The sequence below is a fragment of the Nocardiopsis sp. NPDC049922 genome, assembly GCF_040660275.1.
GTDB lineage: Bacteria > Actinomycetota > Actinomycetes > Streptosporangiales > Streptosporangiaceae > Nocardiopsis.
On the sequence record NZ_JBFAME010000001.1, the window covers coordinates 399,113 to 419,613 of the forward strand.

Sequence of the window (20,501 nt, forward strand, 5' to 3'; positions counted from 1 at the left end):
AACGCTGAAAAAGAGCATTCGCGTTGACGGCCAGGACATCCGACACAAAATCTTGCACGAAGTTAGAACCAGGATGGTTACGATGACAAAGAAGACTCCGCCAAAAGGTGTCGCAGTCTTTCTGGGACTTGCTGCGCTTTGGACAACATCTTGCCAAGCCCCACATGAAAACAACGAACAAAATGAACCTTCTGAGAGTTCAAGTCCAGTCGAACCTGTCACAAACACGTGGGTGAGCACCACCTTGGATGTTCACATCCTCCAAAGCATGCTTGAACACGATCAGAGTGGTGCGGTGGTTGAAAACATTAGAGGATTCTATGAAGAATTCAACGAGACCCGAGAAGGGCAATTTGATGGATATCAAATCCTTCTAGATTCCGGTGTGATTTCAGAAGAGGGAGGTGAATACGAGGTCGAAACCGATTCCAGTAGATGGGGCACCGGTGAACACTCCAGCATCACAGACAGCCAGGTGCGCCAGGCAGTCCGGGATTCGGTGATCGCAAATCAAGTTGATTGGTGCGGAGAAGAAATGAGCGGATATGAATTTTCCGAGAACTATTTGGATGCAAACGAAGGGCAATATGATACTCGCGAGGAGTATGAATCCAGCATTGAAGAATATGTGAACTGCAAATCCGAGTAGCGCTCCTAAGGGATGGCACTTCGAAGGCGGTCGGTGAATCACAACCACAAGACGTTGGGCCGGGGCGCCCCTCCAGCGCCCCGGTTCCGCTCTCTCAGGCCCGCCCCTCCCGGCCTGGTCAGACGGCGGGCCTGGGGTGCGGTCCCTGACCCCCGCGTCTCCTCCGCGCGCGGGTCCACCACCGCCCACACCGTGAGCGGCTCCCCCGGCCGCCCGAACCATCCCCAGGCCCGCGACAGCTCCTCCACCAGGCGCAGCCCGTATCCCCCGCCCACCACCGGCACCGTCGGCTCCCGACCACCCACCGCCCCGTCGTCGGTCACCGCGATCTGGAACAGGCCCCCGTGCCGCTCCATCCGCAACCGCACCCGACCGAACGGCCGTCCCGACGCCGTGTGCGTCAAAGCGTTCGTGTGCAGCTCCGACACCACCGTGAGCAGCGGGTACGCCCGGTCGAAGCTCAGCCCCGAGCCGTGCCAGCACCACTGCCGCGCGGTCGCCACCTGTCCCGGCAGCGAACCGAAACTCGCCATCCGCACGCCCGGAACCACGGACGGGATCCGCCTCGGCAGCGCCTCCCTCGATTCCCCCATCGCCTACTCCCCTCGCCCCGGACTTCGCCGTCGGGGAACAGGCTCCCAACGGGCCGCGCGCTTGGCCTCCTTCCATGGAGTTTTCGCAAAAGTCCACCCGGGGCAATGGAGTTTTTGCAAAACTCCACCGCGTGAGGAAAGAGCATGGTAGGACCTATTTGTCCAATTCCGATATGCGAATATCAACCATGGCGAAGGTGAGCACGGACATCCGGGAACGGTGGGGCGGCGTCCTCCAGCAGCGGCGCGAGGCCCGTGGCATGACTCAGGAGAAGCTCGGCAGGACGCTGGGGGTCAAGGGCACCGCCGTGTCCAATCTCGAACGCGGCCGGACCTCGCCCACGGCGGACGTCCTCGCCACACTCGACGACGTGCTCGGGACCGGCGACGAGCTGGCGCGGCTGTGGGACGACCTGGTCAAGGAGGGCAAGATCCCCTGGCTGGGTCAGATGGCGGAGCTGGAGGCGAAGGCCGCCTCCATCCTCGACTGCCATCCCTTCCTGGTGCCCTCCCTGTTGCAGACCGCCGACTACGCGACCGCGGTCATGCGGGCGGTCACTCCCTGGGAGCCGCCCAGCACGACCGAATCCCGCGTGCGCGACCGCATGGATCGTGGCGAGCGTTTCCAGGCGGCGGAGACACCGGTGATGATGGTGGTGATCGGCCGCGCGGTCCTGCTGGATCCGATCGACGACGGGCCGATCATGCGCGAGCAGCTGGGCCACATCCACGCTCTCGCGTCGCGGGAGCGGATAACCTTGCAGATCACCGACGAGGCCCTGAACCCGGGGCTCGTGGGACCCTTCTCGGTGCTCGATCCCCCGCCGGAGAGGGAGATCGTCTACGTGGAGTCGGCCTACAAGGGCCAGTTCATCGACGACCCCTCCGCCGTGGGAGAGTTCAAGATACGGTTCCACCGGCTGCAAGCGGCAGCGCTGCCACCGAGCCAGTCGCTGCGGCTGATCGAGAAGACGATTGAGGGACTCCGTCATGAGTGACGCCCAGTGGCACAAGAGCACCTACAGCGGGGGCTCGCACCAGAACTGCGTGGAGGTCGCGGAAGGCACAGCCGAAACCCTCGTTCGCGACACCCAGAACCGCGAGCTCGGCCACCTCACCTTCGCCAACCGCGCCTGGACCGGCTTCCTCTCGTCGGTCAAGGACGACCGCTAACGCGAAACCCCGACGACCCCCGGTCCGCGCTGAGGCGTGGGAACGGGGGTCTTTCCGTGCCCGAAGTCCCCTTCAACCCCTGTGCGATCAAGGCACGGATCATCCCCCGCACCACCCGCCCGGCACCGCGCCTCGCTCCGCCTTCTTCGTCCTCACCACCGGCTGACGCCACGGGCTGACGGAGATGACGAGGCCGCCCGCGCCCCCGCAGGGGACGGGGCGGCCCGTGTCGCGCCGCGCGCTACGCGCACAGCTTGCTGTTGAGGTTCCTCTGCCGCTTGGAGATGATCAGGTCCGGCGTGCTGTCGAACAGCAGGCGGTCGGCCGTGCCGTCGACGTGGAACCCGGGCGAGAAGATGAAGGGGTGCCCCGGCCCCGCCACCCGCCAGTTGTCCTCGCTCATCCGCTCCTCGTTCCGCTCGAACCGGTGGTCGAAGACCTCGAACACCGGTTGGACGCGGAAGGTCCGCCGGATGGGGGTCGCGTCCAGCCACACCTCGGTGCAGGGCTCGATGAGCATGGCCCGGAGCCGGTTGATCTCACGGGCGACGCCCCAGGCCCACGAGTGGTCCCGGCTCTTGCTCTTCGTGGTGCTGAAGAGTTCGTCGGTCACCGTCTTGGAGAAGCTGAACCCCGTGCTGGTGGACGAGTCGAACGCCGTCGCCCAGGTGATGGTCAGCTCGTAGTAGTCGTCGCCCGTGCCCAGATTCTGGTGCACGGCGGTGATGCGACGCGTCACCCCGGGGTGGTCCCACGCGCCGAGCACGGGGAAGTGGCACTGTCCCCGGAGGGTCTCCCAGGGCCCGCGCGGAGCGAAGTTCCCGTGTTCGCGCACGAACGCGTGCCTGGGCAGGAAATCCCCGGTCTGGTTGTTGAACGCCCCCTGGACCGGCTTGCCGGGCCCCTTCCGGCAGAGGTCGCCCATCAGACCGGCGGAGTCGAACGGCTCCTGTGCCCCGAAGTCGATCGCCCCCGGAAACGGGGCGCCCTCCTGCTTCGGCGGGGCATCCCCGACATCCACCATCGCCGGGTGGTCGGGCATCCCCGCGAGCGGCGGCATGTTGGTCTGGTGGGCGGGGTGCTGCGGTGTCGCGGGGCTCACCGGCCTCGGCGGCCCTCCCCCGGACCCGGGGGTCCACTCGGGGTCCTGCGCGTACGCCGCCGGGCCCATGAACACCTGGCCGCCCAGGGCCACGACCGCGGACAAGGTGAGCGCCGCCGCTCTCGTGGCGAACGCCCCGCGTCTCCGTTGTTCCCGTCTCATGTCCCTCCGCATCATCGACCCGATAACGCCTCCACCCCACAGGGCGCCATGTCCGGAAAACAATGGAAATCGATCCTCCGAAAAGCACACACGCGCGGACTCCTGGGGCCTTCGAGGCGGTCAACGGCAGATTAACTCCTTACTTTCCGGAAGCGCCCGCGACGCGCCCACCGAGCCGAAGGGTCGCGTTCTTCCGAAGTGCAGGCTTAGGGACCAAGGTCAACTCAGCAAAACCACATTTCACCACTATAAATACTTATAGCCACATATCAGGCGTACAACATACGGACGGCACGACGCACATGTGCGTACGGACCTTGGCGCGCGGACGGCGGCCTGGACACCGGGCCGCCGAACCGTTCGCGCGCGTCCGTATCCGCTCGTTCCGCCCGTCACGAGGACGCGCGGGTCGCCGAACTCGGCGATGACCAGGTCCGAGGCGTCGGCGGTGAACGACTCGACGTCGATCCAGCGCAGCCGCACCTGCGGGTGGTCCGCCAGAACCGGCGCCACCTCGTCCTCGACGACCGCGTCTCGGGGTCGAAGGGTCTGGCGCTCGACCTCTTCGTGTCAGGGGAACGAGCCCGCACGGCCACCACGCGCCGACGCCCCCACCGGAACGGTCGTCCGGTGGGGGCGTCGGCGGGACGCGTCACGTATCGTCGGGGCGTCGGCGAGGGCCTCCCGGCATCCGCTCACACGGCCAGCGGGGACCCCACCGGCAGGGAGGTGTCCGTGCCCAGCTCCAGTGTGGACGGGGGCAGCCCGGCGGCGACCACCTCGGCGCCGAGAGCGGCGATCATCGCGCCGTTGTCGGTGCACAGACGCGGGCGCGGGACACGCAACTCGATCCCGGCCTCCCGGCAGCGCTCCTCCGCCAGGGCGCGCAGCGCCGAGTTGGCCGCCACGCCTCCACTGATGACGAGGGTGCTCACACCGTGCTCCACGCACGCGTCCACGGCCTTGCGGGTCAGCACGTCCACCACCGCCTCCTGGAAGGCGGCGGCGATGTCGGCGACGACCAGCGGCTGGCCGGCCCGCTCGGCGTCCTCCACGTGCCGCGCCACGGCGGTCTTCAGCCCGGAGAACGAGAAGTCGTAGGTGCCGTCGCCCCACTTGCCGCGCGGGAAGCGGATGCCCCGCGGGTTGCCGGTCCGGGCGGCCCTGTCGATCGGCGGCCCGCCCGGGTAGGGCAGGTCCAGCAGTCGCGCGACCTTGTCGTAGGCCTCACCGGCGGCGTCGTCCACGGTGTCACCGAGCGAGACCACGTCGGTGGCGAGGTCGTTGACGAGCAGCAGCGACGTGTGGCCGCCCGACACCAGCAGCGCGACGGCGGGCTTGGGCAGCGGGCCGTGCTCCAGCTGGTCGACCGCCACGTGCCCGACCAGGTGGTTGACGCCGTACAGCGGCTTGTCCAGCGCCATCGCGTAGGCCTTGGCGGCGGAGACGCCCACGAGCAGGGCGCCCGCCAGACCGGGACCGGCGGTGACCGCGATCGCGTCCACGTCCGACAGCTTCACGCCCGCGGAGTCCAGGGCCCGCTGGACGGTCGGGGTCATGGCCTCCAGGTGCGCGCGGCTGGCCACCTCGGGCACGACGCCGCCGAAGCGCGCGTGCTGGTCGACGCTGGAGGCCACCTCGTCGCCCAGCAGTTCGCAGCCGCGCACGAGACCGACGCCGGTCTCGTCGCACGACGTCTCGATCCCCAGGATCAACGGATGGTCGCTCATGGGTTCCCCTCCCCGCCGGACCCCTGTCCGGGCTGGGCCGTACGCCGCATGACGATCGCGTCGGCCCCGTTGTAGTAGCCGCGCCGCACACCGATCTGTGTGAAGCCGAAGTCGGTGTACAGCTTCTGGGCGCGCGGGTTGTCGTCGCGCACCTCCAGGAAGACGTGGACGACGCCCTCGCGCTCGGCCCGGTCGAGCAGCTCGGTGAGCAGGGCCCGGCCGATCCCGCGTCCCCAGGCCGGTCGGGCCACGGCCATGGTCTGGACGTCGCCCTCCGGCGGGACGGAGCGCAGGCCCGCGTAGCCGACGACCCGGTCGTCGGACTCGGCGACGACGTAGTACCGCGTCGGCTGGGACAGTTCGTCGCGGAACATCCCCTCGGTCCACGCGTCCTCGGGGAACAGCGCGCGCTCCAGGTCCATGACCGCGGACAGGTCGTCCGCGGACATGGGACGCAGGCGCGCCTCGGTCACTTCACCCACTGCCGGACCTTCTTCGGTGCGCTGGGCACCACGGCGTCGGGGCGGCGCAGGTAGAGCGGGTTGGGTTCGGGCAGCTCCTCGCCCCGGTGGAGGCGGAGCAGCGCCAGCTCGACCATGGCGGCGGCGTCCGGGTACAGCGGGTCCGGGGCGGCGGCGGTGCCGCCGAACACCTCGGCGTACATGTGGGCGCCGTGCCCGACCAGCGGCAGGCCCTCGGTGTCGATCTCGGCGGGGCGGTCGACGCGGACCTCGCCCACGCGCGTGAGGCGGTCGTCGTAGCGGGCCCAGAACACCTCCTTGCGGCGGGCGTCCGTCATCGCGACGAAGGGCTCCGTGCGCCGGGTGGCGAACGCGAGCGCGTCCAGCGTGGTGACGCCGTGGCAGGGGACGTCCAGGGCGTCGGCCAGGGCGTGGCCGGTCGCCAGACCGACGCGCAGACCGGTGTAGGGACCGGGGCCGATGCCGACGGCGACGCCGTCGAGGTCGCCGAGCGCGACGCCCGCCTCCTCCGTGAGGCGGCGGACGGTCGGGCTGAGCAGTTCGCCGTGGCGGCGCGCGTCCACGGAGGACGCGCTCGCGCGCAGCGTGAAGGCGCCGTCGGCGGAGGTCTCACCGATGGCGGCGGTGACCGCCGGGGTGGCGGTGTCGAAGGCCAGGAGCAGCACGGGCGACCGTCCTCATCCGCGCCCGGCGGCGATGCCGGGCAGATCGACGTCGGCCCACCGGTCCCCGACGGGGCGCAGGTGGACGGTCCGGGAGTCGTCGGGGTGGCGTTCGAACCGGATCTCCATCCGGTCGTCGCTCAGGCCCTCGGCGACGCCCTCACCCCACTCGACGACGGTGACGGACTCGGGCAGGGTCATGTCGAGGTCGATGTCGTCGATCTCGTCCGGCCCGCCGAGACGGTAGGCGTCCACGTGCACGAGGGCGGGACCGCCCACGAGGGACGGGTGGATCCGGGAGATGATGAAGGTCGGCGACGTGACCGACCCGCGCACGCGCAGGCCCTCGCCCAGGCCCTGGGTGAACGTGGTCTTGCCCGCGCCGAGGGGACCGGACAGGATGAGGAGGTCGCCGGGGCGGGTGAGGGCGGCCACGTCACGCCCCAGGGCACGCATGGCTCCGTCGGTGGCGGCGGTGACCGCGTGGACGGTGGACGCGCCGGTGGCGGTGGCTGTTACGTCTGTCATCTGACTCGCAGCTTGTGTCGGTAGTGGGTCGGGTGGCGACCGGGCACACGGCTCCTGGCGCGCCGGAGGTGACCTCCCCGCCCAGGCTAGACGGACGGAGAAGGCGGCTGGTACGCGTCGGCGTCCGGCTCAGGCGCCGCCGACGTACTCACGAGGCACCCGCGCGCCCACCCGCGTGACGATCTCGTACGGGATGGTGTCCAGGACCTCGGCCCAGTCCCCGGCGGTCGGGGTCGCGGGGTGTTCGGTCGGATCGCCGAACAGTACCGCGTACTCCCCCGCGTCCACCGGCTCATCGCCTACATCCACAACGAACTGGTCCATGCAGACTGTTCCCGAGATGACGTGGGTACGTCCTCCGAGCAGCACGGGGCCCTTGTTGGTGGCGTGACGCGGGACACCGTCCGCATACCCGAGGGGCACCAGTGCCAAGGTGGTGTCGCGATCGGTGACGTAGCGGTGGCCGTAGGAGACGCCGTTGCCGGGGCCGACGCGCTTGGTGAGGGCGACGCGCGACCGGAGGGTCATCGCGGGGCGCAATCCGGGCACGTCGTAATCGGGGATGGGGACCAGGCCGTAAGTGGCGATGCCGCCGCGCACGAGGTCGAAGCGAGCCTCGGGGAGGGTGAGCAGGGCCGCCGAGTTGGCGATGTGGCGCACCTCGGGGGTGAGGCCGATCTTGTCGGCCACCTCCAGTGCCTCGTGGAAGTTCGAGAGCTGGAGCGGGATGGACGGGTGGCCGGGCTCGTCCGCGCAGGCGAAGTGCGACCACACGCCGCTGACCCGCAGGTGACCGGCGTCCTCGGCGCGGGCCGCGGCCTCCACGAGGGAGGGCCACTCGGCGGCGCCGACGCCGCCGCGGTTGAGCCCGGTGTCGATCTTCAACTGGACGCGGGCGGGGCTGCCGAGTTCGCGCGCGGTCGCGATCACGGTGTCGAGGACCGCGCGGTCGCTGACGCCGAGGTCGATCCCGGCCGCGACGGCCTCGCCGACGGGTTCGCCCGGGGGGATGATCCAGGCGAGCACGGGCACGGTGATCCCGGCCGCGCGCAGGGCGAGGGCCTCGTGGATGAAGGCCGTGCCGAGCCACGTGGCGCCGCCCGCGAGGACGGCGCGGGCCGCCGGAAGCATGCCGTGGCCGTAGCCGTCGGCCTTCACGACCCCCATGAGGGGCGTGCCGCCCGCGTGCTCGCGGAGGAGCCGGACGTTGTCGGCGATCGCGTCCAGGTCGACGCGGGCGTGCGCGAAGTGAGCCATGTTCCCAGTCTTCCACGTGTGGGTTACCGCTCGGGAGCTGCGGGTATGTGGGTTTCGACCGAGTTCGGGGCCGTTTCTGGGGGGATCGGCGTGAGCGAGTTCGGAAGTGAGCGTCCGGTCGACGCGGTACGGCTGTGGTCCGGGGGACTGGCCACCGCCGTGGTCGCGACACTGGTCGTCCTGGTCGGCACTCTGATCATCCGGGGGGTTCTGGGGATTCCCGTGCTCGCCCCGGAGGAGGCCGGATACCTGGGTGGCACGGGGATCGTGGCCTACGCGTCGGTGGCGGCCGCGGCGGCGCTGCTGGCCACGGGCCTGCTGCACGTGCTGCTGCTGACCGCGCCACGACCGCGCGCGTTCTTCGGGTGGATGATGGGACTGATGACGGCGGTCGCCGCGGTCACGCCGTTCACCCAGGGAGCCGAACTGGCCAGTCAGATCGCCACGGCGGTCGTCAACCTCGTCGCCGGGGTGGCGATCGCGACGCTGCTGGGCGGCGTCGCGGGGACGGCCGCCGCCAGGTCGAGGAACAGGCCGCCCCCGGTGCTACGGCAGGAGGGGATCCTCCCGGACGTGGACGGGTCCGACTACCGCCGGGACCGGCGGAGGCCATGACCGGCAGGCGGCACCGGCGAACCGAAGACCAGCCATGAGGGGCGGGACCGAGGGTCCCGCCCCTTCGTCGTGCGGGGGTCGACGCGGTCCCGCTGCTGGTCGGTCAGCCGGGCGTGACGAGGCATCGGGATCGGACCGCAGGTGTTGCTCACCCAGGGCCGGTGGCCCGGCCGGGCTCAGTCGATCGTCCGGATCACCCGGGCGGGAACTCCCCCGACCAGGGTGCGGGCGGGAACGTCACGAGTGACCACCGCGCCCGCGGCGACCACGGCGCCGGCGCCGATGGTCACTCCCTGCGTGATCACGGCAGCCGCTCCGATCCAGACGTCGTCTTCGACAACGATCGGGGCGAAGGAGAGGTACTCGCGGCGCTCGGCGAGGGGCAGCGGGTGCCCCCCGGTGATGAGGCTGACCCTCGGCGCGATCATGGCACCGTCGCCGATGCGGATCCCGCCCCTGTCCATGAACGTGCATCCCTGGTTGACGAAGACGTTCTCCCCGAACGTCGTGTTCAGCCCGTACTCGGTGAAGAACGGCGGGTAGATCGTCACCGACTCCGGGAGCGGGCCACCGAACACAACAGAAAGTAGTTCAGCACGACCTTCGCTGTCGCTGAACGGCAGCACGTTCAGCCGAGACGTCGTGTCGGTCACCTCCACGATGCGCTCCGCATGGCGCGCGAACTCGGGCGTCTGGACATACATGACCTGCTCTGTGCGTGGGGACATGCACTGATCCCACCACCCCGCAGAACGCGCGGTCAAACAACCGTGCGCCCCACCAGACACAACCAATCGTTGTGGAAGTAGGCTGAGATCGTGAATGGTGAAGCGCTGCGGACGTTCGTGGCCGTCGCCGAGACCGGCCAGTTCCAGGCCGCGGCGGACGAGCTCGGGATCAGCCAGCAGGCGGTCTCCAAACGGATCGCGGCCCTGGAGAGACACCTCGAGGTCACGCTCCTGGTGCGGACCACCCGAGGCTCCGGGCTGAGCCTGGACGGGCAGGTGTTCCTGCCGCACGCCAAGAAGGTCCTCACCGCCCTCGAACAGGCCGAGCAGGCCGTGCGCCCCGGCAGCCGGCCCTTGCGCGTCGACGTCCTCAACCGGCGCATCGCTCCGGCCCAGGCCGTCTACCGGTTCTACCGCTCCCACCCCGAGATGCACCTGGACGCGGTCACGCTGAGCAACGAGAACGCCGCTCAGGCCGCCCGGGCGGTGCTCGAAGGGACCGTCGACGCGTCCTTCCGCGCCCTGTCGGCGGAACGGGTCCCGGCCGGGATCAGCGCCGAACGACTCCTGGACGTACCCCTGGAGCTCCTGGTCGGGCCCGCCCACCCGTTGGCGGACGCACCCCGGGCCAGGCCCGCGGACCTGGCCGGCCACCGCGTCTGGATCCCCGGGATCAGGCCCGGTACGGAGTGGGCGGCGTTCTACCGTGCGCTGTCCGAGGCCTTCGGTCTGAGCATCGACGCGCTCGGCCCCCACTTCGGCGACGAGGCCCTGATGGACGCGCTGGCCGACTCGGCCGCTCTGGCCACCCTCGTCGGCAGCGGGGACCGGTACCTGTGGCCCCAGACCCACGACCTGCGGCGCATCCCGTTGCATGATCCGACCCCGGTCTACCCGCACGTGCTGCTGTCCCGCAGCGGAGACCAGCACCCTGTGCTGACCGCGCTACGCGAACATCTGCGCACCTCAGGGCCGCGAACCCCGGATGACGTGTGGACCCCGGACTGGGTGGACCGCTGAGCGGACGACTGATGTGACGGACATGTCCTAGAGGGCCCGGTCGAGGGCTTCGGCGCTGGTCATGACGGCCTCCCACAAATAGTTAGATTCACTAACGTTTGATTCGCCAACGAACCTATATCGTTAGTTCAACTAACACAAGAGGGATAGGCTGTCCGCATGGAGACCAGCGACGAACTGCGATTCGACCACGGCGAGGAGACCCCCGAGCGGCTCAGGCGCCAGCTCTCGCGCCTCGCCGGGATGACCGCCGCCCAGACGCGTCGCGTCGCGGGCGAAGCGCTCCGCGCGGTGGGCGCCCACAAGGACCACTTCGTGGTGCTCGCCGCCCTCGCCGAGTTCGGTCCCGCCAGCCAGGCGACCCTGTCCGGCCGCACCCGCGTCTACAAGAGCGACCTCGTCGCGGTCCTCAACGACCTCGCGAACGGCGGGTGGGTCCGCCGCGCCCCCGACCCGGACGACAGGCGCCGCAACGTCATCACCATCACCGACGACGGCGAGCGCCGCCTCGCCGAGCTCGACCGCATCCTCGACGACGTGAACGAGCACGTCATGGCCCCGCTCAGCCGCGACGAGCGCGCGCACCTGTTCGCCCTGCTCGGCCGGATCAACGCCCACCTCTCCGACGCGCCGGACCGCGCCTGACCACCGCGCCCCCGAGCCGAACCCACGCGGCCCCGATGGAAACCCCCACCGGCGCCGCCGCGTCCTAGAACCGACAGCGCCGGAACCCCCATCCACCCGTGGATCGGCCCCTGCCCCCATCCCGGCGCCCCGGGCAGCGGGCCCCAGGAAAGAGACGGCCGTGATCTTCAAGCGCATGCTCGCCAGTGTCGGCATCGGCGGTGCCACCGTCGAGACCACCCTCGACACCGAGTCCGTGACTCCGGGCGGCACCGTCACCGGCACCCTCAAGGTCACCGGCGGCGGCGTCGCCCAGACCGTCGAGGGCATCAGCGTCGGTCTGCGCGCCACCGTCGAGAAGGAGTACGAGTACGAGGACTCCGAGGGCGAGGTGCACTCGGGCGAGTACACCATCGACCAGGTCGTCGCCGAGCACGTCGTCAGCGACGCGGTGTTCGAGCTGGAGCCGGAGCAGGAGATCGAGTTCTCCTTCGAGTTGCCCATCCCCATGGAGGCGCCCGTCACCGCGCTGGGGGGCGAGCACATCCTGGAGGGCGTGGGCGTCAACACCCGACTGCACGTGGACAACGCCCTGGACCGCACGGACGTGGACCCGCTGCTCATCGAGCCCCTTCCCGCCCAGGCCGCGGTCCTCCAGGCGCTGCACGCGCTGGGCTTCGAGCTGAAGGGCGTCGACCTGGAGAAGGGCGAGATCGCCGGATCCCGCCAGAAGCTGCCCTTCTACCAGGAGTTCGAGTACACCGGAGCCGGGCAGTACGAGGGCCTGGAGTCTCTGGAGCTGACCTTCCTCACCGACGAGGAGGGCGTGGACGTGGTGCTGGAGCTGGACAAGAAGCCCGGCATCCTGTTCGGGGAGGGCGGCGACACCCTCCTGCGCCTGAACGTCGACCACGACGCCACCGACCCCGAGGAGATCGCCGGAACGCTCCACGGGTGGATCCACGCGATCGCCGGTGAGCGCGGCCTGTTCTGAGCAGACCCCGACGGGCTCACATCATGGGGGCGATGACCACGCGGTAGCGGTCGCCGTCGGCGGTGGACACGTCGCGGCGGAAGTCGTTGACCCGGTTCACCGACCGCTGCACCACGTCACCGTCGATCTCGCTCGTATCGACGGTGGGCAGGTACTTCTCCACCGCGCGCAGCGCCTCGTCGACGGTCATGGCGGTCTCCCGCCGCTCCGGGACGATGCGCCACCCGTCGTCGGCGAGGCGGCTGATGGCGATCCGGAACATACCGGTCTCCCTGCGGTCTCGGGGGGCTCTGACCGCATTCTCCCCCATCCCGTCCGACGCTGTGAAGTGCCCGGAAACGGACGGCGCGCGATCGGGCGGCCCGCGCCCGCGCCCGCCGCGTTCCCGGGCACCCCGTGCGTCAGAGCCAGGTGACCCGGGAGTCCTCCAGGTCGTAGCGCGCGGCGACGATCTCCAGCCGCCCGGACTCGACCCGGTCGCGCAGGTCGGCGTCCTGCCGCAGCGTCTCGGCGACGTGCCGGGCGTTGGCCCGGATGCAGTCGTCGACGAAGTCCTCGCCGTCGTCGGGCGTCGACTCGACGACGGGGAGAATCTCCTCGACCAGGTAGCCGATGTGGCCGTGCGGGATCTCGCCGGTCCGGTGCGCCTCGACCGCCGCCGTGACGGCGCCGCAGGAGGAGTGCCCCAGGACCACGATGAGCGGCACCTCCAGGTGCTCGGCCGCGTAGCTGACGCTGCCGAGGACGGACTCGTCGAGCACCTCTCCGGCGGACCGGATGGTGAACAGGTCGCCGAGGCCCTGGTCGAAGACCAACTCCGGCGGGACGCGCGAGTCCGCGCAGCCCAGGACCGTGGCGAAGGGGGACTGACCGGCGGTCAGCTCGGCTCGGCGGGCTCTGCCCTCGTGCGGGTGACGGGAGCGGAAGGCACGCCAGCGCCGGTTGCCCCGCCGGAGCAGGCGCATCGCGGTGTCGGCGTCGACGGAGCCCGGTTCGGCGGTGGGGACGGGCTCGGCGAAGGCGGAGGCCGGAAGTGCGGTCGCGGCGGCGACGCCGGCGCCGCCGAGGAGGGAGGCGCGCAGGGCACCTCGGCGTGAGAGGGACATAGGGGGTGCAAATCCTCACGTATGTATTCAAAACACCGTGGGTTTCACGGACGCCACAGAACCTACTCTTCGCGACTATCCGGACACTACCGACCTTGACGAGTCCCTAACGGCGGTCGTCTAGGCTGGATGACCAACCGACCGTTCGTTCAGTTCGCGGCCCCGAACGCACCCGGCGACACGGGGCCTCGGGCGGACGCCGCCCCCGCACGCGGGGCCCGGCAGGAGGTAGATTCGACAGACGTGTCCCGAACTTCCCCAGTCGAACCAGCTCCCGCGCGCGGTGAGGCCGCCCGACGCCGCTCCGGCCGCCCCGGCCACGACGCCGACTCCGTCCTGCGCGTCGCCGCCCGCGTGTTCAACGAGCGCGGATACGACGGCACGAGCATGGAGGACCTGGCCCGCGCGCTCGGCGTGACCAAGTCGGCCATCTACCACCACGTCAGCGGCAAGACCGAGCTGCTGCGCCGGTCCCTGGACCTGGCCCTGGACGCGCTCTTCGCGGTCACGCGCGAGGAGGCGTCGACCACCGGCCCGGCGATCGGCCGCCTGGAGAACGTCCTCCACGGCAGCGTCCGCGTCCTGGTGGAGCAACTGCCGCACGTCACCCTGCTGCTGCGGGTCCGGGGCAACACCGAGGTGGAGAAGCACGCGCTGGCCCGGCGCCGCGAGTTCGACCACCTGGTCGCCGACCTCGTGCGCGAGGGCATCGCCGCCGGGGAGATCCGCGACGACGTCGATCCCGCGGTCGCCTCCCGCCTGCTGTTCGGCATGGTGAACTCGATCGTCGAGTGGTACAAGCCCCACCGCGGCCTGGACGCCGACGAGCTGGCGGACTCCCTGTGCCGCATCGCCTTCCAGGGGATGCGGACCGAGAACCGGTAACACCCCGCTCGGCCCACCCCCGACACCGTCAGGCAAAACCCCGGCCAACACGTGGCACACGTCACACCATCTGCTCGGGATCCGTTGGCGTGCCCAGAACCCCCGGTGGCAGCGGACACCCGACCGTGCATCCTTGTCTTCAAGTCATGAAAGCAAAGACGATCGTTACGCCTGGGTTGCGTCGTACATCACTATTTTGTTTAAGGTTCTTGAAGACATGAAGGCAGCGGATCCGCGTTTGCCTACACATGACGATGCCAAGGCGGGCACACATCCCCCGGACGTGCGTCCGCGCCACGCCCGGTATCGCCGCCGCGCACCCCAGGAGACCCCGTGAGCACCACCTCACCCACCCGGCCACGGCCGTCGACGGCCAGGCCGCACCACCTGCGCTACGTCATCTTCATCGCCGCGTCCGCCGCGATGGGCGGCTTCCTCTTCGGCTACGACAGCGCGGTCATCAACGGAGCCGTCGAGGGCATCCGGGGCCGGTTCGGTGTCGGCTCCGCGGCCCTCGGCGCGGTCATCGCGATCCCCCTGCTCGGCGCCGCGCTGGGCGCCATGGTCGCCGGTCGCCTCGCCGACCGCGTCGGCCGTCCCCGGGTGATGCGGGTCGCCGCGGTCCTCTTCGCCGTGAGCGCCCTCGGCTCCATGCTCCCCTTCACCGCCTGGGACCTGGCCTTCTGGCGCGCCCTGGGCGGCGTCGCCATCGGCATGGCCTCGGTGATCGCCCCCGCCTACATCGCCGAGGTGGCCCCCGCCGCCCAGCGCGGACGGCTCGCCTCCTTCCAGCAGGCCGCGATCGTGCTCGGCATCGCCGTCTCCCAGCTCGTCAACTGGGGCCTGCTGTCGCTGGCCGACGGCGACCAGCGCGGCGCCCTGTTCGGTCTGGAGGCCTGGCAGGTCATGCTGGGCGTCGAGGTGCTGCCCGCCGCCCTCTACGGCCTGCTGGCGCTGCGCATCCCCGAGTCCCCGCGCCACCTCGTCGCCCAGGGGCGGACCGAGGAGGCCGCGAGGGTGCTCGCCGCGGTCGAGGCCGACGGCACCGACGTGGACGCCGTGGTCGCCCGGATCGACGCCCGCGTGCGCGGCGAGCACAAGCCCAGGCTCCGCGACCTCGTGGGCGGCCGGGGCGGTCTGCTGCCCATCGTCTGGGTCGGCATCGGGTTGTCGGTCTTCCAGCAGCTCGTCGGCATCAACGTGATCTTCTACTACAGCTCCTCGCTCTGGCAGTCGGTCGGCGTCGACCCGGGCAGCTCGTTCCTCTACTCGTTCACCACCTCGATCATCAACGTCCTCGGCACCGTGATCGCGATGCTCTTCGTCGACCGGATCGGCCGCAAGCCGCTGGCCCTGATCGGCTCCGCCGGTATGGCCGTCTCGCTCGCCCTGGCCGCCTGGGCGTTCTCGTTCAGGACCGAGATCGACGGCGCCGTCGCCCTCCCCGACACCCAGGGCGCCGTCGCCCTGGTCGCGGCGCACGCCTTCGTGCTCTTCTTCGCCCTGTCCTGGGGCGTGGTCGTGTGGGTGATGCTCGGCGAGGTCTTCCCGAACCGCATCCGCGCCGCCGCGCTGGGCGTCGCCGCCTCCGCGCAGTGGATCGCCAACTGGCTCATCACCGTCAGCTTCCCGTCCCTGTCGGACTGGAACTTGTCCGGGTCCTACGTGATCTACGCGGCCTTCGCCCTGCTCTCCATCCCGTTCATCGTCCGCTTCGTGCCGGAGACCAAGGGCCGGTCGCTGGAGGACATGGGCTGAGGCGGCGGAGCCACGCGTCCACGGGGGTCGACCGCACCGGTCGGCCCCCGCGCGCGTGGGCGCCGAGGAGCGGAGCCCACCGGGGAACCGGGCGCGTCGGAAAACCGCTGGCGCCCGCGGACCCGCCCCGCCTAGAATCGCGGGACCCGCGCACGGCGCGACGGGCCGTCCGACGACGGAGAGGACCACACCATGGCTGAGTTCACGTTCACCCCCCAGCCCACCTCCCCGATCGTCCGCGAGCCCTGAGGACACCGACTCCTCCCGGGGCTCGCCATCACAGAGAGCCCGACGTGAGCACTCACGACTCCGACGCCCGCGCGTCGCACCCCCTCACCCCCTACGGCTGGTCCTCCCAGGTCGAGGCGGCCTTCGACGCCGTCGCCCTGACCAGCGAACACGTACTCCTGCCCGCCCGCGTGTCCGCGGCGCGCCGGGGCGGCGCCGAGGTGCTGCTGCCCAAGCCCGAGACCGCCGAGCACGCCCCCGCCGTACGCCGGGCCGCCCGCACCGACCCCGCGAGCGCCCCGACCAGCGGCGACTGGGTGGCCGTCCGCCGTTCCGGCGACGCCTGGCTGATCGAGGCCGTCCTGGAGCGCTCCTCGGCCCTCGTCCGCCAGGGCGTGGCCACCGACTCCCACGACCAGGTCCTGGCCGCCAACGTCGACGCCGTCCTCATCTGCGAGGCGGCCGACCAGGGGCCCAACGTGGGCCGCCTGGAACGCTTCCTGACCCTGGCCTGGGCCAGCGGGGCGACCCCCGTCGTCGCCGTCACCAAGGCCGACCTCGCCGGTGACCGACTCGCCGAGGTGGTCGAGCTGGTCGAGTCGGTCGCCGGCGGCGCGGACGTGCACACCGTCAGCGCCCGCACCGGGGACGGCCTGGACGACCTGGCCCGTCTGCTGCTGCCCGGCAGCACGTGGGTCCTCCTCGGCACGTCCGGCGCCGGGAAGTCCAGCCTGGTCAACGCGATCGCCGGACGCACGCTGATGGACACCGGCGAGATCCGGAACGACAAGCGCGGACGCCACACGACCACCCGACGCCAGCTCCTCACGCTGCCCGGCGGCGCGATGGTCCTGGACATCCCCGGCGTCCGCCGGATCGACGTCCCGGGCGACACGGACGGTGTCGACCAGACCTTCGACGACATCCGGGAGTTCGCCGAGCGGTGCCGGTTCGCGGACTGCTCGCACGGCCCCGAGCCGGGCTGCGCGGTCGTCGCCGCCGTCGACGAGGGCGAGCTGGACGCCCGGCGGCTGGATCGGTGGAACCGGCTCCGACGCGAGGCCGAGCGGAACCGGTCCAGGGCCGACCGCCGCCTGCGCGAGGAGGAGAAGCGGCGCTGGAAGGCCAACGACAAGGTGGCCAGGGACGCCCGGCGGCGCAAGCGCGGCCACGCGTTCTGAGGGTCGGGGTCCGGGGTCGAGTCCCCGGCGGGCACTCGCCGGACCCGCGTGACGGACGCCCGGCCTCCCGATCGGGAGGCCGGGCGTCACGTGGGCTCGGGGCTCAGAAGCCGAAGGCGCGCCGCGCGTTGTCCGCGACGGCGGCGGCGAGTTCGTCCTCGTCCATGCCCTTGGTCTCGGCCAGCGACCGCAGCGTGTGCGGGATCAGGTAGGGGGCGTTGGGCCGCCCCCGGTAGGGCTTGGGCGTGAGGAACGGCGCGTCGGTCTCCACGAGCACCAGCTCCGGCGGGGCCACGCGGGCCGCCTCGCGCAGCGGCTCGGCGCTGGCGAAGGTCACGTTGCCCGCGAAGCTCATGTAGTAGCCCTGCTCGGCGCAGACCTTCGCCATGTCGGCGTCGCCGGAGAAGCAGTGGAAGACCACCCGCTCGGGCGCGCCCTCCTCCGCCAGGATCCGCAGGACGTCGTCGTGCGCCTCGCGGTCGTGGATCATCACCGCCTTGCCGTGCCGCTTGGCGATGTCGATGTGGCGGCGGAAGGACTCCTCCTGCGCACGCGCCCCCTCCGGGCCGGTGCGGAAGGTGTCCATGCCCGTCTCGCCGACCGCCACCACGTGGGGCAGGGCGGCCAGCTCGTCGATCCCGGCCAGCTGCTCCGCCAGGCCCTCGTAGCCGCCTCCCGGCCGGGTCTTGCCCGCCCAGTCGGTGTCGTCGACCTCCACGCCCTCGGCCCCGTCGCCGTGCACGACGCGCGGCGCCTCGTTGGGGTGCAGTGCCACGGCCGCCCACACCCGGCCCGGGTGCGCCGCGGCGGTCTCGGCGGCCCAGCGCGAGGACGGCAGGTCCACGCCCACCTGGATCAGCGGGGTGACGCCGACGCTCGCGGCCGTCGCGATGATCTCCTCGACCCCGGGCGTCTGCATGTCCATGTGGGTGTGGCTGTCGGCCACGGGGACGCGCAGGGGCTCGGGCACGGGCGGCGGCGTCTGGCTGTTGCGCTCCCGGACCGCCTTCCCGCTGCGCCTAGCCATCGGCCTCGCCCTCCAGGCGGGCGAGTTCCTCGTCCACCACGGACGGGTCGAGCTTGGCGAACAGCGGCTGGGGGCGGCTGAGCGGGGTGCCCGGAACGATCGGCCGGGACTCCCAGCGCGCCTCGTCGTCGGCGTAGTCCCCGGTGATGACCGGGTAGTCCACGGACTCCTCGGAGCCGCCGATGGTGTCGTGGCCGGTCTCCAGGCGCGGCATGCCCGACCAGGTGCCGGTGCCGCCGAGCATCGCGTACACCTTGTTGGCGGACTCGGGCAGGAACGGCGTGAGCAGCGTGTTCGCGTCGTGGACCAGCTGGAGCGCCACGTGCAGGACGGTGGCCATCCGCTCCGGGTCGGTCTTCTTCAGCGCCCACGGGGCCTGGTCGGAGATGTACTTGTTCGCCTCGGCGACGGTGCGCATCGCCTCCTGGAGCGCCGCCTTGAACTGGGACCGCTCCAGCCTGGCCCCGACCGCCGCGAACGCCGCCCGCGAGTCGGCCAGCACGCGCTGGTCCTCGTCGGTGAGCTCGCCCGCCTCGGGGATGCGGCCGATGTTCTTGGCCGCCATGGAGATCGACCGGTTGACCAGGTTGCCCCAGGCCGCGACCAGCTCGTCGTTGTTGCGGCGCACGAACTCGGCCCAGGTGAAGTCGGTGTCCTGGGTCTCGGGACCGGCCGCCATGATGTAGTACCGCAGGGCGTCGGCGGAGTAGCGCTCCAGGAAGTCGCGCACGTAGATCACCACGCGGCGCGAGGAGGAGAACTTGCGCCCCTCCATGGTGAGGAACTCGCTGGAGACGACCTCGGTGGGCAGGTTGAACCCGCCCAGCTCGCCCGTGTCGCCGCCGCGGTCGCCCTCGCCGCTGGCGCCGAGCAGGATCGCGGGCCAGATCACCGAGTGGAAGACGATGTTGTCCTTGCCCATGAAGTAGTAGGACCGGGCGTCGTCGCTCTGCCACCAGCGGCGCCAGGCGTCCGGCTCACCGATCCGGCGGGCCCACTCGATGGACGCGGACAGGTAGCCGATGACCGCGTCGAACCACACGTACAGGCGCTTGTTGGCGTTGTCGGACCAGCCCTCCAGCGGGATGGGCACACCCCAGTTGAGGTCGCGGGTGACCGCGCGCGGCTGGAGGTCCTCGACGAGGTTCAGGGAGAACTTGAGGACGTTGGGACGCCAGTCGCCCTCCTTGCCCTTGAGCCACGTGGTGAGGATGTCGGCGAAGGCGGGCAGGTCGAGCATGAAGTGCTCGGTGTCCACGAACTCGGGGGACTCGCCGTTGATCCGCGAGCGCGGACCGATGAGGTCCACCGGGTCGAGCTGGTTGCCGCAGTTGTCGCACTGGTCGCCGCGCGCGCCGTCGTAGCCGCAGATCGGGCAGGTGCCCTCGATGTAGCGGTCGGGCAGCGTGCGGCCCGTGGACGGCGAGATCGCGCCCTTGGTGGTGTGCGTGAAGACGTAGCCGTTCTCGTACAGCGTGGTGAACAGCTGCTGGGCGACGGAGTAGTGGTTGCCGGTGGAGGTACGCGTGAACAGGTCGTAGGACAGGCCGAGGGCGACCAGGTCCTCGGCGATGATCCGGTTGTAGCGGTCGGCCAGCTCCCGGGCGCTCACGCCCTCCTGGTCGGCCAGCACCTGGATCGGGGTGCCGTGTTCGTCGGTGCCGCTGACCATCAGCACGTGGTTGCCCGACATTCGCTGGAAGCGGGAGAAGACGTCGGAGGGGACTCCGAAGCCGGACACGTGACCGATGTGGCGCGGTCCGTTGGCGTAGGGCCAGGCGACCGCGGTCAGGATGTGACGATTCGACGACATGCCTCAAGACTAAAGCCGTCGGGGCACGACCGCGCCCTCCGGCACAGGGTCCGGCCGACGCGCGTGGCCGAGGCGTCCGGACTCGGCCCCTCCACGCGACCGGAGCCGCCCCCTGACGGCGGTGACCGGAGCCGCCCCCTCGCCCGAGGCCGGATGTGGTCGTCCACAGGTCCCCGTGGGACGA

At 70.7% G+C, this 20,501-nt stretch carries 22 protein-coding genes; 10 read left to right on the top strand and 12 right to left on the bottom strand.

Going from position 1 to position 20,501, the window contains the following annotated elements:
- Positions 1-82 precede the first annotated feature (82 nt).
- Entirely contained in the window at positions 83-649 is a 567-nt protein-coding gene (locus tag AB0I72_RS01880) for a hypothetical protein (RefSeq protein WP_358561659.1), read from the top strand.
- Between the two features lie 38 nt (positions 650-687).
- Here the strand turns inward: AB0I72_RS01880 and AB0I72_RS01885 are convergent, their stop codons facing one another.
- The gene (locus AB0I72_RS01885) at positions 688-1,242 is read right to left on the bottom strand and encodes an ATP-binding protein (protein WP_358561662.1); all 555 of its coding nucleotides are present in this window, start codon (positions 1,240-1,242) and stop codon (positions 688-690) included.
- Between the two features lie 188 nt (positions 1,243-1,430).
- On the opposite strand from AB0I72_RS01885, the gene AB0I72_RS01890 reads away from it, so the two are divergent.
- A complete protein-coding gene (locus tag AB0I72_RS01890; RefSeq protein WP_358561665.1) occupies positions 1,431-2,240 on the top strand; it encodes a helix-turn-helix transcriptional regulator in 810 nt (269 codons plus the stop codon).
- Positions 2,233-2,415, top strand: a complete 183-nt coding sequence (locus AB0I72_RS01895; protein WP_358561668.1) for a DUF397 domain-containing protein — start codon at positions 2,233-2,235, stop codon at positions 2,413-2,415. Before AB0I72_RS01890 ends, AB0I72_RS01895 begins: the two co-directional genes overlap by 8 nt.
- A gap of 241 nt (positions 2,416-2,656) precedes the next feature.
- Here AB0I72_RS01895 and AB0I72_RS01900 read toward each other — a convergent pair whose 3' ends face one another.
- The 6 genes from AB0I72_RS01900 to alr form a co-directional block, all read right to left on the bottom strand.
- On the bottom strand, positions 2,657-3,679 hold the full coding sequence (locus tag AB0I72_RS01900) for a hypothetical protein (protein ID WP_358561671.1): 1,023 nt from the start codon (positions 3,677-3,679) through the stop codon (positions 2,657-2,659).
- A 695-nt stretch (positions 3,680-4,374) separates the two neighbouring features.
- Entirely contained in the window at positions 4,375-5,409 is a 1,035-nt protein-coding gene (tsaD, locus tag AB0I72_RS01905) for a tRNA (adenosine(37)-N6)-threonylcarbamoyltransferase complex transferase subunit TsaD (RefSeq protein ID WP_358561674.1), read from the bottom strand.
- Complete coding sequence (rimI, locus tag AB0I72_RS01910) at positions 5,406-5,858, bottom strand: ribosomal protein S18-alanine N-acetyltransferase (protein ID WP_358562795.1); 453 nt, start codon at positions 5,856-5,858, stop codon at positions 5,406-5,408. The genes tsaD and rimI overlap by 4 nt, the downstream gene beginning before the upstream one ends.
- 20 nt (positions 5,859-5,878) lie before the next feature.
- Entirely contained in the window at positions 5,879-6,556 is a 678-nt protein-coding gene (tsaB, locus tag AB0I72_RS01915; RefSeq protein ID WP_358561677.1) for a tRNA (adenosine(37)-N6)-threonylcarbamoyltransferase complex dimerization subunit type 1 TsaB, read from the bottom strand.
- A 12-nt stretch (positions 6,557-6,568) separates the two neighbouring features.
- Positions 6,569-7,081, bottom strand: coding sequence for a tRNA (adenosine(37)-N6)-threonylcarbamoyltransferase complex ATPase subunit type 1 TsaE (gene tsaE / locus AB0I72_RS01920; protein WP_358561680.1), 513 nt, complete (start codon positions 7,079-7,081; stop codon positions 6,569-6,571).
- 129 nt (positions 7,082-7,210) lie between these two features.
- A complete protein-coding gene (gene alr / locus AB0I72_RS01925; RefSeq protein WP_358561682.1) occupies positions 7,211-8,338 on the bottom strand; it encodes an alanine racemase in 1,128 nt (375 codons plus the stop codon).
- A 90-nt stretch (positions 8,339-8,428) separates the two neighbouring features.
- Here alr and AB0I72_RS01930 point away from each other — a divergent pair, with 90 nt between their 5' ends.
- Complete coding sequence (locus AB0I72_RS01930) at positions 8,429-8,953, top strand: DUF6069 family protein (RefSeq protein WP_358561685.1); 525 nt, start codon at positions 8,429-8,431, stop codon at positions 8,951-8,953.
- A gap of 176 nt (positions 8,954-9,129) precedes the next feature.
- Here the strand turns inward: AB0I72_RS01930 and AB0I72_RS01935 are convergent, their stop codons facing one another.
- Positions 9,130-9,657 carry a DapH/DapD/GlmU-related protein gene (locus AB0I72_RS01935; protein WP_358562797.1) on the bottom strand — a complete coding sequence of 176 codons (528 nt, stop codon included), beginning with the start codon at positions 9,655-9,657 and terminating at the stop codon, positions 9,130-9,132.
- Between the two features lie 114 nt (positions 9,658-9,771).
- Here AB0I72_RS01935 and AB0I72_RS01940 point away from each other — a divergent pair, with 114 nt between their 5' ends.
- From AB0I72_RS01940 to AB0I72_RS01950, 3 genes are all read left to right on the top strand, one after another.
- Positions 9,772-10,701, top strand: a complete 930-nt coding sequence (locus tag AB0I72_RS01940; protein ID WP_358561688.1) for a LysR family transcriptional regulator — start codon at positions 9,772-9,774, stop codon at positions 10,699-10,701.
- A 159-nt stretch (positions 10,702-10,860) separates the two neighbouring features.
- A complete protein-coding gene (locus AB0I72_RS01945; protein ID WP_358561691.1) occupies positions 10,861-11,346 on the top strand; it encodes a MarR family transcriptional regulator in 486 nt (161 codons plus the stop codon).
- Positions 11,347-11,506: 160 nt separating this feature from the next.
- Positions 11,507-12,319 (top strand): sporulation protein, encoded by an 813-nt coding sequence (locus AB0I72_RS01950; RefSeq protein ID WP_358561694.1) that lies wholly within the window; start codon positions 11,507-11,509, stop codon positions 12,317-12,319.
- Between the two features lie 16 nt (positions 12,320-12,335).
- Here AB0I72_RS01950 and AB0I72_RS01955 read toward each other — a convergent pair whose 3' ends face one another.
- Positions 12,336-12,581: a hypothetical protein gene (locus AB0I72_RS01955; RefSeq protein WP_358561697.1), complete on the bottom strand. Its 246-nt coding sequence runs from the start codon at positions 12,579-12,581 to the stop codon at positions 12,336-12,338.
- A gap of 139 nt (positions 12,582-12,720) precedes the next feature.
- On the bottom strand, positions 12,721-13,425 hold the full coding sequence (locus AB0I72_RS01960) for a carbonic anhydrase (protein ID WP_358561699.1): 705 nt from the start codon (positions 13,423-13,425) through the stop codon (positions 12,721-12,723).
- A 243-nt stretch (positions 13,426-13,668) separates the two neighbouring features.
- On the opposite strand from AB0I72_RS01960, the gene AB0I72_RS01965 reads away from it, so the two are divergent.
- The 3 genes from AB0I72_RS01965 (at position 13,669) to rsgA (ending at position 17,477) form a co-directional block, all read left to right on the top strand.
- Positions 13,669-14,310 (top strand): TetR/AcrR family transcriptional regulator, encoded by a 642-nt coding sequence (locus tag AB0I72_RS01965; protein WP_358561702.1) that lies wholly within the window; start codon positions 13,669-13,671, stop codon positions 14,308-14,310.
- 333 nt (positions 14,311-14,643) lie between these two features.
- Positions 14,644-16,068, top strand: a complete 1,425-nt coding sequence (locus tag AB0I72_RS01970; RefSeq protein WP_358561705.1) for a sugar porter family MFS transporter — start codon at positions 14,644-14,646, stop codon at positions 16,066-16,068.
- A 293-nt stretch (positions 16,069-16,361) separates the two neighbouring features.
- Positions 16,362-17,477, top strand: coding sequence for a ribosome small subunit-dependent GTPase A (gene rsgA, locus AB0I72_RS01975; protein WP_358561708.1), 1,116 nt, complete (start codon positions 16,362-16,364; stop codon positions 17,475-17,477).
- A gap of 103 nt (positions 17,478-17,580) precedes the next feature.
- On the opposite strand, the gene AB0I72_RS01980 is transcribed toward rsgA, so the two are convergent.
- Both AB0I72_RS01980 and metG read right to left on the bottom strand, forming a co-directional pair.
- A complete protein-coding gene (locus AB0I72_RS01980) occupies positions 17,581-18,504 on the bottom strand; it encodes a TatD family hydrolase (protein WP_358561711.1) in 924 nt (307 codons plus the stop codon).
- Positions 18,497-20,317, bottom strand: coding sequence for a methionine--tRNA ligase (gene metG / locus AB0I72_RS01985; RefSeq protein WP_358561714.1), 1,821 nt, complete (start codon positions 20,315-20,317; stop codon positions 18,497-18,499). Before metG ends, AB0I72_RS01980 begins: the two co-directional genes overlap by 8 nt.
- Positions 20,318-20,501 lie beyond the last annotated feature (184 nt).

Coding starts and splice junctions, on each gene's coding strand:
- AB0I72_RS01880 (WP_358561659.1), top strand. CDS start 83: ATGACAAAGAAGACTCCGCCAAAAGGTGTCGCAGTCTTTCTGGGACTT.
- AB0I72_RS01885 (WP_358561662.1), bottom strand. CDS start 1,242: ATGGGGGAATCGAGGGAGGCGCTGCCGAGGCGGATCCCGTCCGTGGTT.
- AB0I72_RS01890 (WP_358561665.1), top strand. CDS start 1,431: ATGGCGAAGGTGAGCACGGACATCCGGGAACGGTGGGGCGGCGTCCTC.
- AB0I72_RS01895 (WP_358561668.1), top strand. CDS start 2,233: ATGAGTGACGCCCAGTGGCACAAGAGCACCTACAGCGGGGGCTCGCAC.
- AB0I72_RS01900 (WP_358561671.1), bottom strand. CDS start 3,679: ATGAGACGGGAACAACGGAGACGCGGGGCGTTCGCCACGAGAGCGGCG.
- tsaD (WP_358561674.1), bottom strand. CDS start 5,409: ATGAGCGACCATCCGTTGATCCTGGGGATCGAGACGTCGTGCGACGAG.
- rimI (WP_358562795.1), bottom strand. CDS start 5,858: ATGTCCGCGGACGACCTGTCCGCGGTCATGGACCTGGAGCGCGCGCTG.
- tsaE (WP_358561680.1), bottom strand. CDS start 7,081: ATGACAGACGTAACAGCCACCGCCACCGGCGCGTCCACCGTCCACGCG.
- alr (WP_358561682.1), bottom strand. CDS start 8,338: ATGGCTCACTTCGCGCACGCCCGCGTCGACCTGGACGCGATCGCCGAC.
- AB0I72_RS01935 (WP_358562797.1), bottom strand. CDS start 9,657: ATGTATGTCCAGACGCCCGAGTTCGCGCGCCATGCGGAGCGCATCGTG.
- AB0I72_RS01945 (WP_358561691.1), top strand. CDS start 10,861: ATGGAGACCAGCGACGAACTGCGATTCGACCACGGCGAGGAGACCCCC.
- AB0I72_RS01955 (WP_358561697.1), bottom strand. CDS start 12,581: ATGTTCCGGATCGCCATCAGCCGCCTCGCCGACGACGGGTGGCGCATC.
- AB0I72_RS01960 (WP_358561699.1), bottom strand. CDS start 13,425: ATGTCCCTCTCACGCCGAGGTGCCCTGCGCGCCTCCCTCCTCGGCGGC.
- AB0I72_RS01980 (WP_358561711.1), bottom strand. CDS start 18,504: ATGGCTAGGCGCAGCGGGAAGGCGGTCCGGGAGCGCAACAGCCAGACG.
- metG (WP_358561714.1), bottom strand. CDS start 20,317: ATGTCGTCGAATCGTCACATCCTGACCGCGGTCGCCTGGCCCTACGCC.